3 protein-coding genes are annotated in these 17,077 nt (G+C 50.3%); all 3 read left to right on the forward strand.

Annotated features, from left to right (window positions below; translation table 11 throughout):
* Positions 1-227 precede the first annotated feature (227 nt).
* The 3 genes from P3339_RS08945 to P3339_RS08955 are packed head-to-tail and all read left to right on the forward strand — an operon-like array spanning position 228 to position 17,067.
* The gene (locus P3339_RS08945; protein ID WP_282953118.1) at positions 228-4,868 is read left to right on the forward strand and encodes an isopeptide-forming domain-containing fimbrial protein; all 4,641 of its coding nucleotides are present in this window, start codon (positions 228-230) and stop codon (positions 4,866-4,868) included.
* Complete coding sequence (locus tag P3339_RS08950; RefSeq protein ID WP_282953119.1) at positions 4,826-13,282, forward strand: isopeptide-forming domain-containing fimbrial protein; 8,457 nt, start codon at positions 4,826-4,828, stop codon at positions 13,280-13,282. The genes P3339_RS08945 and P3339_RS08950 overlap by 43 nt, the downstream gene beginning before the upstream one ends.
* A complete protein-coding gene (locus P3339_RS08955) occupies positions 13,282-17,067 on the forward strand; it encodes an OmpA family protein (RefSeq protein WP_282953120.1) in 3,786 nt (1,261 codons plus the stop codon). The genes P3339_RS08950 and P3339_RS08955 overlap by 1 nt, the downstream gene beginning before the upstream one ends.
* Positions 17,068-17,077: the final 10 nt, after the last annotated feature.

A 17,077-nucleotide genomic window follows, 5' to 3' on the forward strand; every position in this document is an offset into this window, starting at 1 on the left:
AGGAGTTGGGTTTCTTCCCCTCCACTTGATCAGTCTTTTCTATCCCCCAGCCTGAGAACCACTTGGCAATCCCCAAAAAAGTTCCCTTACCTGACTGTTATTTATGACCTGCTTCACGGCCACTTTTTCACCCTGTATTTAAAGTTCGCGCACCGGACTGTGTCTGTTCGGCGGCAGTGTTCTTGGGCATTGTCAAGGGTTTTGAAATAGAAAAGTGGCGGCTATAAGTGACGATGATGTCAGAAGTAACTGGACGGAAATCCTGGAATAATTTGCTTGCTGGCTTGGTACTGCTATGTATCTGGGCAATCATGTTCGCGCCGCAGGCCCTGGCTGACCATAATTGTCCCTCTTTTCCCGATAACCCAGTTAACTTTAATATTCTGGATCACCGCTTCAGTGATAGCTGGTGTGAACTCTGTGGAGATGGGCAGGTAACGATAGAGATTGATGTGCCTGGAATCTCCAGTGGTTTTATGGGAACCCAGCATATTGAAAATATTATTGTGACGGAAAATCTGGGTAGTTCTGAGTTAGAGTATATTCCGGGTTCTACTCGAGTAAGTTCAGGCTCTGTATTGAGTGAGCCTACCATAAGCGGGACGGTTATTCGCTGGGATCAGAATGATCTCTCCGCACTTGCCGCGCGCAATGAAAACACCACGATGACAATTACTTTTGGTGTACGCAGTAAGGTCGACCGAGAAGAGGATTTGGTAAACAACAATCGTACCTTGAATGCTACAGCGACTTTTGAATATTGTAGCTATCCCACTACAACTGATACAGACAGTATTGAGCTGGACATACGTGAACCCCTTCCATCCATGGATAAACGTGGGAGGAATATTGATGCGGCGCAGACCAACTATACCAACGATGTTTACGGCAATATCAATGATGATGTGATCTGGCGTATCGCTATCTCTAATGGTGGAGATGCCGATATGCAGGATGTGCGATTCGATGATTTGATGACCAACCCCAATATGGATATCAATTATGCCTGCCCCAGTGAAAGTGCAGCACTTTCAGTTGCAAATAATAATGGAGTAAACCCGGTAGGTTCTGGATGTGTATCTGCGAATAACAGCATTAATAATTTTGAGTTGAGTGGAGCTTTCTCCAATGGCCCCGGACGTACGGATATTCCTGCAAATTCAACCTTAAACATTTACCTGGTGGGTAAAGTCAATACTTCTTGCAGCAATGGTACAAATACTGTCTCTGACTTGCAGTGGGGTTGTGAAATTGATGATGATACCGGAGTAGGGGGGATCTCTGATCCGGCCACGGCAAATGCCCCAAGACCTGACTCCGAAGAAATGCGGGCCCTGGTAACTACCGACCTCAATATTACCCAGGCGATAACCGGTACAAACCTGAACCAGCCATTGGGTTCGGCTGGTTTTGTGACTGTTACTGTCAATAACCGGACAGGTGGATCAGTTAAGGATATCCAGTTCGTTAGTGATCTGCCTGATGAGTATGTGGTAGATACCACATATACACCGCAAATTGTCCGCGAACGTCGCGGTGAAGATAATCATAGTGCAAGTTATAGTGCCACTTATCCGGGTAAAGCAGATACTCTCGAATGGCGCGTGGGGAGCAACTGGAATCAGTGGGATACAGACCCTCTAAAAAACAACAAACCAGAATTTCGCCTATTGAGTAGCACTGTACATCCCAACTATTCAGATCAGCAAAATATGATGCGTTATGGCGATGAAATTCAGATTCGCTTTCGTATTGTCACCACCGAACCAAATTTCTATGACAAGATTGCCGATCTTGATGTTGAAGAGGAGTCGGCATCAAATGGCAAAGATCCGAACAGCAATATCCGTTTATCTGATAATGTTCTAACTATTGATTATGAAGATTTCTGTCCTGGCACCAGTCCGCCTACCCAGGTTGAAAATCAATCGGTGACACCAGATCCAGAAGATCTTGATATTAGTACAGTACACCCTTTGTATATCGTACGGGACAATGGCACCTCCGAGTTAACGGTGGATGTGACCAACAATGGTGGTCATGATGCGGATAATTTTAGTGTGTATGTGACTTTCGGTGAGGCAATGAGAGTATTGTCCAGCGATCGTGCCTGTACTGCGATTGGTAGTCCAAATCCAGGTACTGTACCTGGGCATCCTGTATGGAATCAGCCAGATTACCTTCCTTCTTCAGCTATTGTTTATCGATGTAATACCACCAACTTGGGAGGTGTTATTGAGCCCGGAACAACTGAGCGTATCGTTTTTCAAGTGGAAAAAAACCACGCGGCAACCGATGACGATCTCACTTTCCGTGCCGATGTGGTGGGGGAGATTACATTATCTGATGATACACCCCTGAACTTTCCTGAACCTGCCACTCTGACTGAAACAACACCAGGTAAACAACTGGCTAATAACTACACCCTCGATGGCATGCGCGCTCGTGTAATGGGTTTTAATCTGATCAAGGAACGCTCTGATCAGTGTAATGAATTGACTTCTGAGGCAGCATTCCCCAATAGCAGTGTTCTTATTGGTGAAGAGTGCCGCTTTGAAATCCAGGCCGGTGGCTGGTTTGGCTTTGACACACCCGGATTTACTCTGATTGAAGTGCGCGATATTGATGTGCGTGATGACTTACCGGATGGCCAGGGTTATATAGCAGATGCGCCGCTAAACTGTGTAGATGTAACTCTGCCGCATCCGGTTTCTCAGGCTAACTGTGTTGTAATTTCCTCTGGTGATATTGTAGAAGGTGGAGGCCTGAATATTCCCCTTAGCGAGACAGATTTTCTATGGGAGGTAACTTCAAAAATTACCGAACGGGATCGTTGGTTCCTATCGGATATGACCACGCGTCTATTAAATGATCCTATAGATACTGAAAGCGCTGACCCCAATCAGCATGCAAACCCCAGTACCGACTATGCTCGTGCGCAATTTACCGCAGTATTTGATACCGAAACCATCGTGGTAGATAATTATAATACTAGTGGGGTGCTGACCAATATTGATGGTGTGCCTACAACAGTACCCGGCTTTCCCGATATTTCCGAGTGGTCCGAATCTGTTACTGTTTCTGAGCCCCACATCGAAATCGATAAAAAAGTCTGTAACGAAAATTTGCATGGTATAGGCACCAGCTGTGCAAATTTCGTTGATTTTACTAACGAGGGTCATCGTGACCAAACTTATGTTTTCCGCCTGACTTTAACTAATCGTACGTCCGATGGCGGTGTAAATCGAGCCCCTGCTTATGATTTGGTTGTAACTGACACACTAGATGTTTCCGGGCAAATGTGCGTGCAGCCCTTGGATAGTGATGGTTTGGACAACGATGGAGATGGTTCCTCAGAGACCATCGCAGGCGATGACGGCTTGGTGGGTATAACTACTGGAGCAAATGACTACTCTGAAGCCCTCCACTGCAGTGATGGCGGGACACCGGCAGTAATTACCTTCTCTTATGAACATTCCACGGCCCTTGAGCGTATTAACCCGGGTGACTCTGTCACTCTTTATTATCGAGTGAAACCACATCGTTCCGTAGCACCGCTGCAGACGTTTACTAATACTTTCTATGCTCGTTACGATAGTTTGGAAGGAGACTATGGTAACCAGAGTGCGCCACAAATCGACAGCGATGCGGATAATGATGGTATTGGTGATGGAACTCCTGCAGCAGGGCGTGCACGCCACTATAAATCTGCAGACGCCGAAGCGCGTATGCAGATTATTGAAGTTAAGGCAGAGCCTAAACAAGCCTTGGAATTCTCTAATGGCATTGCCAGTGGCACCAACAGCGATACAGCCGTTGTCGGAGAGGAAGTCCGCTATAAACTGACAGCGAAAATTCCCGCGGCTAAATTGCGTAACTTTGTAATTCGTGATGAGTTGCCGGCTGGTATGCGCTGTATCGAAGGGCAAGCGGTTAACCTGAATACGTCACCTTACGATGCCGCCGGCTTTATTCCCGGTGGTACATTTAATGCTACCTGTACGAGCACTGGCACAGCCGACTATGTACAGTGGGATTTTGGTGATCAGGAGCTTACCACTGTCACGGGTAGCCTTTTTGATTTCCCGGTGGAATTTATTGCACGTATTGAGAACAGCAGCAATACTGATGACGGCGATATGCTTGGGAATGGCGGTAGCTATACCACTGCACAGGTGAGTTATGTTGATGAAGCAGGGACTACCGTAGTTGTACCCTTTGATTCTCACGCAATTACTGTACAGGAACCGAAAATACAATTAAATAAGTCATTTTCAGTTGCTAACAGCGATGCAGATGACATTCTTACCATTACTGTAACGGCAGAAAATACTGGTACTGCGGCAGCTTACAATCTACATGTGCTCGACGATCTCACAGGCACCAAGCTGGTTTACCTGGGCAATATCGGTGGTACTGATCCGCCTCAGGTTGTCGATGTCACTACTATCGGAGCCAATGCGCCCATCTTCAGCTGGAATCGCAGCAATGCGGATTACGCCATTGCTGTAGGCGAGACTAAAACCTTTACATTTGATGTCCGGGTAGAGCAGGGCGTAGAGCCCCATGAAATCCTGGATAACACCATCCAATCGCGCTGGCAGTCCCTGCCGGGCAATGATATTGCTTTAAACAGCAGTAATTCTATCGGCACCGATGGTGCAGACGATGGTATGCGTATTGGTGTATTACCCAATACCGGCGATCCGATTAATGATTACGAAACTACAGCTAGTGCCCAGACAGAGGTGCCAGCGTTACAGTTGGTTAAAACCGATCTTGAGCCCACTGTAGTTCCTACTATAGGTGCGCATAAAAAATTCCAGTGGAAATCCGCCTGCCGGAAGGCATCAGCCGGGATGTGGTGATTACCGACCAGCTTGGCAGCCCGGAAGGCTATGTACTGAGCCACAATGCAGATTTCGATATTACCTATGATTTTGTAGGTCTTGAAACCATTAATGGTGCGGCCCCGTCTGAGGGGGTATTCAACAGTTTCCCTACTGATAATACTTCCGGTAACGCTGTATGGAATATTGGTACAGTCGATACTGCCAGTGAAAATGATACTGCCGGCAGTACTCTGGACCCCTTAGTAAGAATTACTTATTTCGCTCGCGTGGAGAATGACCTTGCGACCAATAATGGTGACACGCGTCAGAACAGTGCGGGGTTGACATATAGTAACGGTGAGAGTGGGGCGACAGAAAACTTAAATGACAATACCGCCGCAGTTACGGTGGTAGAACCTCTGCTTACTATCAATAAAGCGGTCAGCAATGCGACTAACCCCGGCAATTTACCGGTGGGTGGCGATGTACTGGAGTATGTGATTACCGTTGCCCATGATCCCGCATCTACTGCTGCGGCATTTGATTTGAATTTAGTGGATACACTGCCATCGGAGTTGCAGTTTGATAGCAGCTTTACCCCAACTGCATTAATTAATGGTGGTGTAGTTACTGGTTTTGTTGCAACACCTGCGGCAGCACCCACTGGCCCTCTGGTTTGGGGGCGTGATAATGGCGATAACACTCTGGACCTGCAGCTTGGTGAAACTTTAGTTATTACCTATCGAACCCAGGTAACAGGAGTATTTGGTTCGCCGATTAGCAACAGCGTAATGCTTGACTGGACGTCCCTCGACGACAGCAGCATTAACCAGCTGGCTTACGAGCGTGATGGTGACGGCTGCCCGGCAGTATCCGCACCAGACGATTACTGTGAGGGTCCGGCTGAAGCCAGTATCGATACTGTGGACAACACCGGTATTGTGAAAACGGTTGTTGCAGATTCTGATACCGCTTCTGTAGTAGGCACGCTGAGGGTTGGCGATACGGTTACCTATCAACTGGCCCTGAACCTGCAAGCGGGTACGACACCGGCAGTGACTATTAATGATGCACTGCCGAGCGGATTGGAATTTAATTCCATTGTCAGTGTGAATGGTGATACTGCTGCGCCCTACGACGACAACCTGAATGATTTTGTTTATTCAGCCATTGCTGTGCCCGCAGCAGGGGACACAGGTACGGTCACCTGGAACCTGGGGGATATCCTCAGCAACTTCGGCAATACCAATAAATTTGTTATCGAGTACACCGCCAAAGTAGTGGCGGGTTCGGGTATTGCAGCGCCGACTGCGACCCTGACCAATACAGCCGTGCTTAATTACACCGGCGCTGTCAGTACCTTGCAAGATAGTGCCGACATTACGATATTGCAGCCGGTGATCGACAGCCTGACAAAAACGGACGCTACCTGGCCAAGCTCCCATATGAATGTGGACCCGGCCAACGATGTGATGCAGTTTACTCTGCACGCCTGTAACTCCGGTTTGGCGCCAGCCTACGATCTGTCCCTGACTGATGACCTGGCTACTCAGATGGACCAGGCCTCCATCGCCAATCTGCAGGTCACTTTGGATGGCACACTCCTCACACAGGGCACCGAGTACACCTACACAGCGCCAGGTAATCGTGGCGACGATATGCAGTTCACTTTCCTGGTGCCTGTCGAAGCGGGAGCCTGCCTGGATATCAATTACGAAATTGGCTTTTATACTGATATTGGCGGTGGCGAAAACTGGGTAAATACCTTCACGGTCAATGAATTCTGGTCACTGCCGGCAAAAAGCGGAGAGCAATATGCTCCTGTTCCACTGGGTACACCCTATCCGATGGGAACTGTCGCCACCACAGTCACTGCGCCGCAAAAAACTCTGCAGAGTGCTGCTACGGCAGCGGTGGGCGAGGAAGTGGTTTACCGTATACAGGTTCCAGGTAGTGCAACCACATCGGCCATCTATGATGTGGAAATTACCGATGTACTGGACCCGAGCCTGGAGCTGATCCAGCTGCAGGAAATTAATGGCCGTGCATTTACCGATAACACCACTAACAACAATATTGCCCTGACCCTGGATATTATTCCGGCTGGTGCTGTCGCTATTTTCGAGTTGCGTGCCCGGGTTGCAAACAATGCAACGGCACAGGCGGGTCATAATTTCAATAATGAAGCCAGCTATTCCTATGCCGCTACAAGCGGTGGTGTGATTCAAGCCGGTGGCACGGGTGCTGCACCGACCTTAACTATCGTGGAGCCGGATTTGTCTGCGACAAATTCTGTGGCTAACCAGACTAACCCTGGTAACGACCCGGATGCTGGCGATATCCTGCGTTTCACATTGGATCTCACCGCCGCAGGTAATCCGGAAAACGCCGCTGCTTACGATTTGTTGGTCAGGGAGCAGTTGTCCCTTGGCCTGGAATTTGTTCCGGGCAGTGTGATCTTTGCCGGTGTCGCCCAGGCTGATCCTACTGTGAGTGGGGATGGTATTAATGCTGCGCAGTTACTGGAGTGGAATCGCGCAAACAGCGACCTGGATATCGCTGCTGGCACTAACAGCCTACTGGTATTTGATGTGCTGGTGCTGGATGAAGTGCTGGCTGAAGCCTCGCTGTCTGCCTCTGCCCGTATTGAGTGGACCAGCCTGGATGAGGATAACAGTAGCCCCTACGAGCGAAACGGTGCCGATGGTATTGGTGGTTTGAATGATTATGTGCTGGAAAATATTGCCGCTCAGCTAACCGCTGCCAATGACAGCACAATCAGTAAAACCCGCGTTGACGACAGTTACGGTAGTGCAGATGCACAGCTGCGTGTCGGTGACTTGGTGGAATACGAGCTGCGTTTGTCCCTGCCAGAGGGCACCGCTCCCAATACCTTAATTGTCGATACCCTGCCACAGGGAATGGTGTTTGTAGGTACCCAATCAATTAATGGCGTTACCACTGCACCCTTCGCATCGGCGGCACCTTTTGCTCATAACGATATTGCCGAACCTGTGCAGACCGGTGATCCCGCTACCGGCACGACAACACTGAGCTGGAATATTGCACAGCTGATCAACAGTGGTGATAACAATCTCACTAACGATGAATTTATACTTCGCTATCAGGCAAGGGTTCTGAATAAGGACGTACACCCCTGGCCGGCCAGTAATACAGCGCTAACCAATAATGTGGAATTCACTTTCGATGCCGCCGCCGGTGCCGAGCTGCGAAATGATAGTGATACCCTGGACCTGTTACAGCCGGATCTCATTGCGGCAATCAGCGCTACCCCTGCTGGCGGCACTACCTTGTCTGCCGGTGATATTGTCGATTACACCATAACGATTACCAATAACGGATCAGCGCCGGCCTACGATCCGGTCTTCCGCGACATGATCCCCATTGGCCTGCGCCAGGGCGGTGTCAATGTGCAGTCCATTACTGTGAATGGCGCTGCAGCAACTATCGTTGCCCCGACTTTTGACAACGCCACTGGTGCGGCAGTTTGGGATTTCTCTGCGGGCACAGGTTATGCCATTAATCCTGGCCAGGCTTTGGAGATGGTGTATCGCGTTCAGGCAGATGCCAATCTGGGGGCAGGTCTCAATCTGCAAAATGCCGCTTATGTCGAGCTGTATTACTCATTAGATGACGATAATTTACCATCCCTGGGTGCGACCGCGGTTACCACAGATATGCGTGAGGACTACGGTCCTACAGCACCAGTCAGTGTGCAGTTCAATACGCCCAATGCAGCGCCGTTGCTTATTGAAAATACCCAGCCGACATCTTCGATTGGCGAACCGTTTAATTACCGCATCACTATTCCGGAAACCGTGCAGCCCACAGCCCTGCACGATGTCAGTGTGCTGATGGACCTGAGTACTTCTGCAGCCGACCTGGAATTTGTCGGCGCGGCAAAAGTATCGGGCAGCAACGTATTCACTCCAGAAAATAGTGGATCGGGCACTGCGCTGGTCATTGCCGATGCCACTAGCGGCATTGATGTACCGGCGGGTGAACAGGTGGTTATTGATGTGACTCTGCGCCTGCGCGACAGCAATCCACCCAATGTGGATGGGTTGGCATTTAATAATAGCGCCAGCTACAGCTATAACTACGACAATGATAATGCGGCCGCCGGGCAGGGTGCCGGTGCCGGAAACACGACCCTTGATATGCAGGTAGTGGAGCCAACGGCCATCACTCTGACTAAAACCGGCCCTGCCAGTGTGCAGTCTGGATTGCCAGGTACCTTCACCCTCGACCTTCACAATGTTGGCACTGGCCCCGCATGGGATATTACAGTGACCGATATTCTGCCGGATAAAGATCCCGGTGGTATGTGTGAAACTCCTCCGAATAATTTTGCTGCGCAAATTATTGATGGTGCAGGCACTGCGGTTGCCACTCTGGTAGCAGGAACTGACTTTAATACGGTTTTTGATGAAGCCAGCTGCACTCTCACGATCACCTCCATGGGTGCGGCGGCTATGCTGGCTGCGGACCACCACCTGTTGTTGAGTTACGATGCCACCCTGGACGTGGATACCATCGATGGCGATACACTGACCAATATTGCCGGTGTGGAACTCTGGCACAGTTGGGATAGTGGCTTACCGGAAGCTCGCCAGTACACACGCCCGGCGCCCACTGATGGCACGCCAGGCGTACTCGATCACGAAGATGCCTATACCGTAAGCGCCTCTGTGCCCAAGGTAACTTTCTACAAAACCGTTGAGAATGTTACCCGTGCAGAAAATCCGGCAACTTTGGCCACTCCGGCAGATGTACTGCGCTATACACTCACGCTTACCAACCTGAGTGGTGCAGATGTTAGTGGTATTGAAATTACTGATGATCTGGGTCGTCTGAACAGCCTGCCATTGTTCCAGTCGGGTTCACTACAAATGGTGACAGCGCCGGTGGGTAGCGATAGCAGTAACTCTGATGCGTCTGCTGGCACACACGGCAGCGGCTTTTTACAGGTGAAAAACCTGGATTTGGCGGCCACAGGAAATACTGGTGATTCTGTTCAGCTGGTATACGAGGTCACTTTGGCAGCTGTGATCGACAGCGGTACGCCGGTGTTGAACCAGGCTCAGGTGCAATTGCCTGGTCAGCTGCTGAAAAACAGTGATGATCCCAATATCAACGGTACTGACGACCCTGACGTTGTGGATGATGAAGATCCTACCCAGATATTAATTGAGTCCGAGCCACTGCTGGTGATTCACAAAACCTCAGCAGATATCACCGGTGACCCGGATTTACTGATGGTGGCGGATACCCTGCGCTATACCATTCGCGTGGAAAATGCCGGTAACGAAAATCTCGTTAATGCGATGTTGCGCGACCAGATCCCGGCGAATACCACCTATGTAGCTGGCTCTACGACCTTGAACGGTTCAGCGCTTTCAGATGTGAGTGGTGCTTCGCCTCTTGAAGCTGGTATGAGTATTCATACACCTGGTCAGGCCGATGGCTTTATTGGTGCAACTGCAACTGGCGCCGCGGCTTCTTTAATCACCTTTGATGTCACCATTAATGATGTCAATGACGGTACCATAATTTCCAACCAAGGCTTTGTTAATGGCGAAGGTGCAGGCAGTGGACCCTTCGATGAAGCGTCATCGGATGACCCTGCTACAGATGCTCCCAACGACCCGACTATAGATATTGTTGGCGATGTTCCCCTTTTAATCGCTCATAAAACGGTGGCAATTGCCGTGGACAATATCTCTATGGGGATTGTCGATCCCGGTGATGTACTGCGTTACACCATTGCAATATCCAATATGGGGGGCGTTGATGCACTGCAGGTGGCACTCACTGACCAAGTGCCCGCAAATACCACTTATGTTGCCGGCAGCACCACCTTAAATGGTATGGCTGTCGCTGATAACGCCGGTGGTATGTCGCTTCTAAATACTGAATTGCCAGTAGCTTCGGATGACCTAACGCCACCCTTGCCGGGTGCCAATGAGGGTGTGATTACTTCTGCACAAACTGCCACCGTAACTTTTGATGTAATGGTGAATGTGGATGCTGCCAGGGGTACTGTGATCAGCAATCAGGGCAGCGTTACCGCAGAGGAGCTGCCACTGGTACTCACTGATGCGGATGGCAATCCGGCCAATGGTGCGCAGCCGACACTTGTGGTTGTGGGCGATGCGCAGCTGTTGTCGATTGTAAAAGAAGTTGCTGTTGTCGGTGGCGGCGCAGCAGAAGCTGGTGTGGTGCTTGAATACCTGGTGACCATCGAAAATATCAGTGGTGTACCGGCGACCATGGTGAGTATTACTGATGATCTTATGGTTGCTGGCGATGGTGTCCTTACCTATGTTACAGACTCCGCCATGCTTAATGGTCAGGTAGATGGAGTCAGCATAGCCGGTACCGTAATTACCGCAGATTACTCCGCTATTTATGGAGATTTGTTACCGGGTGAAAGTGCTGTATTGCGTTTCCAGGCCAAGCTCTCCGATAACCTGGAAATTGGTTATACGGTGTTGAACACCGCGGAAGTGCATTGGAATGATCCACCTTCAACCAACCAGGCCAGCGTTGCTCTTGATGTTGGTGGCACACCGGGAATCGCCAATCTGGCAGGCTACTTGTGGCACGATGTGAACTTCAATAACCAAGTCGATATGGATGAACGGTTATTGTTGAACTGGGCCGTAGATCTCTACTTCAATGACGCATTGTTGGAAACCATTCAGACCGATGAAAATGGCTACTTCCAATTTCAGGGGCTAGTACCTAATAGCTATGGTGGACTCAGTTATGAGATGCGTTACACCGCTCCAGATGCCAGCGAAAATACAGCGTCCCTGGGTAATCCGGTTTCTGATTTTACCAATGGTCCTCAGCGTATCAGCGAGATCTTTGTGGAGTCGGGAGCCAATCCGCAAGATCTGAACCTGCCGCTCACGCCTAATGGAGTGATTTATAACTCTATTCTGCGTGCTCCTATCACCGGAGCTACGTTGACTATGCTGCGCGCCAGCTCTGGTCAGGAGCTGCCGGATCGTTGCTTCGATGATAAAAAGCAGCAGGGGCAAGTAACCCGTGCAGGTGGTTATTACAAATTTGATATTAACTTCGATGACGCCGCGTGTCCGGCCAATACGGATTACCTGATTAAAGTGGAGATTGCCGATGAGGATTATGTCGGTGGTGAATCCCTGGTAATTCCTGCACAGACCAATGAGGAAACTGCGGGCTTCGATGTGGGTGCGTGCCTCGGCAGCAATGCCGATATGATTCCTGGCACGGCTCAGCATTGTGAAGTACAGCTATCTCCAGCGCTCCCACCGTTGGATATAGAAGCACGCGATGCAGCTACCGACTATTACCTGCGCCTGACACTGGACGGTGATCAGGTTCCAGGAGACAGCCAGCTGTTCAATAACCATATCGCCATGGACCCGCACCTGGAAGGTGCACTTTCCATTACCAAAACTGCGGCGATGTTGAATGTAACCCGAAGCCAGCTGGTGCCTTACACCATTACCTTTGGCAATACCTTGCCTATACCGCTTTCGGATTTGCAGCTGGTGGACTTCTTCCCCGCAGGCTTTAAATACGTGGCTGGTTCGGCGCGCATGGATGGCGAACCAGTGGAGCCGGTGATGAATGGGCTACAGCTGATCTGGTCCGATCTGCGTGTGGAAGCCGAGCAAACACGTGAACTGAAACTATTGCTGGTAGTCGGCTCCGGTGTAGGCGAGGGTAAGTATGTCAACCGCGCGCGTATGTTTAACCAGCTCTCCGGCCAGGTTGCGTCCGGTGAAGCCTCAGCCACGGTGCGCGTGGTGCCGGACCCCACTTTCGATTGCACTGATGTCATCGGCAAAGTCTTCGATGATAAAAATATGAACGGCTACCAGGATGCCGGTGAGGGTGGCCTTCCTGGAGCAAGGGTAGTTACTGCAACCGGCTTAAATGCCACAGCTGATGCTCACGGGCGATTCCATATCACCTGTGCAGTAGTACCAAATGCTGATCGCGGTTCCAATTTTGTGCTCAAGCTCGACGACCGCAGCTTGCCTAGCGGATATCGTCTCACTACTGAAAACCCGCGGGTGATGCGTGCAACTCGAGGCAAGATGGTGAAGTTTAACTTCGGTGCCAGCTTGCATCGGGTAGTACGCCTGGATATGGCCGAGGCGGTATTTGAGCCGGGCTCTACTGAGTTGCGTCCCCAGTGGCAGTCTCGTATTGAGCTGTTGTTGGAAAAACTCAGTGAAGCTCCATCAGTATTGCGCCTGTCCTACCTTGCGGAAAATGAAGATCCGGATCTGGTGGAAGAGCGTTTGCAAACGATCAAGGCAGAGATTGCCGATGAGTGGGCGCGTAGTAATGGCGACTACGACTTGAATATTGAGACTGAAGTGTTCTGGCGGCGTGGAGCGCCGCCCAGTAAGGGAGGATTGGAGTAATGTCCTCGGTCAAGCGCAGCAATATGGGTCGGTTACGCAGCTCTGGTAGCTCAATGGAAACAATGACCAGGACTTTCCGTCGTCGCGAACACTGTCTTGCCACAGCGATTGCCCTGGCTTTAACTCTTCCCGTGCAAGGTCAAGAGAAAGCTGCAGCGCAGGACACTCAGTACCAGGAAGCAAGCTGGTGGCAGGTATGGCAGAGAATTCCCGGCTTGGCTTCGGAAGTGGAAGGGCCCGAAGTTGAGTTTGAGGAAACGTCTATCGGTAGTAATACCGAAGGTATGTTGCTGCGTGCACCTACTAATCAATGGCTGCAGGATGCCACCACTTTTATTCCACCGCTTGACCCGATTATTGTAGAAGACTTTATCGAACCAATATCGTTTTACACAGTGGATGACGAGGTTCCGGCAGAAACTGTGGAATTATTGCGGGCAAAATTAAACGAACTGGGAGAGACGCCTAACTTCAAATTGTACTTTATCGGCCACACTGATTCTGATCCCATGCAAAAAGAACTGGTGGCAGATTTAGAGAGTAAGGAAGATTTTACCCTGGCTCGTGCTCAATTTGTTGCAGATTTCTTCCAGCAAGCGCTGGAATTACCGGAAGAAATGATAGTGGTGGAAGGTCGCGGTGATGTAGAGCCGATTGCCGATAATATCACCACCGCGGGGCGGGAATTAAATCGCCGTATTCAGGTACAGGTGACTTATGACGCACTAGATGAGGAAGCCATGGCTGCACGTGCCCGAGCAGAAGCTTTGGCATTGAATCGAGTAAAAGTGTGCCGCCAGGAAACAGTGTGTAAACTTAATTACACTGCGGGTAGTGAGCAACGTGCACGCTTGAAAAACCTGGTTATTCCCCTGCGCCTTGAGCCGGGACAAACAGACTTACCTGAAGCATTTATTCGGCGTTTAGGCGAAGTGCGGTCAAATCTCGCAGATAAAAATAATCTGGTAATGCACTTTGTTGGGCACACCGATGCACTGCCGCTGGATGTGAATCAAAGTTCCGAAGATCAACAGGTAGCTTACCTGGAAAAATCCCACGGTGAAGCTCGCCGTGTTGCCCTCACCGTGCGCGATGCACTGGCCTTGCCAGATGCGATGATTACTAGCAGTGGTAAAGGAGCCAGCCAGCCCATTGCCGCAAATGACACACCTAAAGGTCGTGCCCTTAACCGGCGGGTGGAAGTGGAATTTTGGTATGACGACCCGTTGGAAGTTACAGCGGATGGTGTGCAGGCCTGCCCGGAAGCTGCAGCCGCAGAAACTATTACTATTGCCTATGAATCCCTTCGCGGTGCGGTAGCACCGATTCGTTTTGACAATGGCGACCCCATCATTACCCAGTCGCAACTGATGCAAATGCGCAGTGCCATGTCAGAAATTTCCAGCAAGGCCAATGTGCGCTTAAGTTTTATTGGCTATAGCGAAAACAAGCGTATGGATCGCCGTGAGGCCATGGTCTATGGGGATGATATTGGCTTATCTGACGCCCGTGCCCAACGCGCAATGGAACAGGTAAAAGAACTGCTTGGCCTCGAAGATGCACAGGTGGAGTTTGAAGGGCGTGGTTATGTGCAGTCAGACGATGTGGTGACCAACGGCTTTATCCAGGAGGAAGGAGCGCGTGTTGAAGTGCAGGTGCTCTACGATGAGCTGGCAATACTGGCAGAAAGTGATCGCTTAGAAATCGAGCGCATTAACCGTGAGGCTATCGCCAATAATCCTTACTCATTGAATTTGATGCGTATTACCGTGGATGGCAGCCCGGAATACGACCCTTATAAAAACTCCGCTGACCTGCAGCGCTGTACGGACGTGGCTCTGGATAGTGCCAATATCCAATTCCGTTTCGATAACAAAAAAATGCAACCACGGCTAAATGTCACTGCGTGGCCCAATACCATTCGCTATGCGGATAATCCAGATACTGACCTTAGCGAGAATCGTGTAGTTTTTCGCAGTTACACCAATTACCCATCTTTTGTTGATCGGGCCGAAGTGCGGCTGTTTGAAGAGGAACAATCCCTGCGCGATACTCCCATTGCGATTGTTCCGTTAGACCAGTATGGAAAAGGGAACTGGCAGGCAGAATTTACTGAATTCCAGGCACCACTGAAAAAGCTCCACTATGTGCTGCGGGTATATGACAAAAAAGGCCGCTTCGATGAAACCGCTGAGCAAACTTTGTGGCTGGTAGATAGTATCGAAGAGTCTGATGAAGAGGTGGATATAGCCCAAGAGCTACTGGTGGGCTATGGTGAGAACCGCCTCGCACGGAGAAATATTCCCCTGGACGGCAATAGTGTGCTTGTCAACGGCGCTCAGGTGCCGCCGGGCCATACTGTATGGCTGGCGGGCAATCCGGTACCGGTAAATGATCAAGGTCAATTCGTTGCTGAACAGATTTTTGACCCTGGTATGCACACTGTAGAAGTGGCAATCCTGGATGAAGAGGGCAATGGTGAACTGTTCCTGCGTGATCTGGAATTTGCTAAAAATGACTGGTTTACCGTAGGGATAGCCGACCTAACTGTCGGTTACGATAAAACCAATGGCCCCGCGGCCCTGGTGACGGGCGATGAAACCCACTACGACAACTCTGTAAGCTACGATGGTCGTCTGGCGTTTTATACCAGCGGCGGTTTTGGAGAGGGTTGGCGCTTGGCTGCCAGTGCGGATACGGAAGAGGGGCCTGTCGATGATTTGTTTTCCAATTTTATGGAAAAGTCACCGGATGCACTTTTTCGTCGGCTCGATAGTGATCTTTACTATCCCACCTTCGGTGATGATTCTACGGTAGTTGAAGATGCGCCCACTTCCGGCAAGTTTTATGTGAAGTTATCCAAATACGATGACTACGGCCTGTGGGGTAATTTCAAGGCGACCTATTCTGACAACGAACTGGCGCAAATAGACCGGGCACTTTACGGGGCCAATGGCCACTTTGAAAGTGATGCCATGACCAGCTTCGGGGAAAAGCGATTCCAGGTAGATGCCTTTGGAGCGGAACCCGGCACTATTGCCGGTCGCGATGAATATCGTGGTACCGGCGGCTCACTATATTCCCTTCGTCACCAGGATATTCTCAGTGGCTCTGAGCGTCTGCGTATAGAAGTGCGGGATAAGGATTCCGGCCTGGTTTTAGGAGTAAAAAATCTCTCTCCGGTGATCGATTACGATATCGACTATATCCAGGGGCGTATCTTACTCAATAAGCCCCTTTCCGCCTTGGCCAATGATAATTTATTGATTCAGGATGGTTCCTATAACGGGAACCCCCAGTACCTGGTAGCCCGCTACGAATATACCCCCGGCTTTGAGGAGATGGACACTCTGGCATTTGGTGGCCGCGCCCACTATTGGTTTGGGGATTACGTAAAGCTGGGTATCAGTGGCACTCAGCAGGACGAGGATGATAATGAAACGGCCCTCCAGGGCTTTGATCTCACCCTGCGGAAAAGTGCCGGTAGTTGGTTAAAGGTTGAAGTCGCAGATAGCGAAGGCGGTAACCTGGATAGCTTTAGCTCTCTGGATGGCGGTTTTACTTTTGATGATGGGCAAAACCTGGACCCGGAAGCTACAGCAGGCGCAACCAAGGTTGAGGGTAGCCTGCAGATCGGGGATTTTTTGAAAGCCTACGCGGTTCCGGGAATTTCTATCATCAGGAGCGGGAAGCAGGTTTCTCCGGTCCCGGTCAATTTGTACAGGGTGATACCACCCAGTATGGAGCCGGTATTAATCTACCCCTTGGGGAGAGCTTTGATGTAGGCCTCAAAGC

The sequence above is a fragment of the Microbulbifer sp. MLAF003 genome (assembly GCF_030012965.1).
In the GTDB taxonomy this organism is placed as follows: domain Bacteria; phylum Pseudomonadota; class Gammaproteobacteria; order Pseudomonadales; family Cellvibrionaceae; genus Microbulbifer; species Microbulbifer variabilis.

Bases quoted from the DNA above. Each gene is read 5' to 3' on its own strand.
- P3339_RS08955 (WP_282953120.1), top strand. From the start codon at position 13,282: ATGTCCTCGGTCAAGCGCAGCAATATGGGTCGGTTACGCAGCTCTGGT.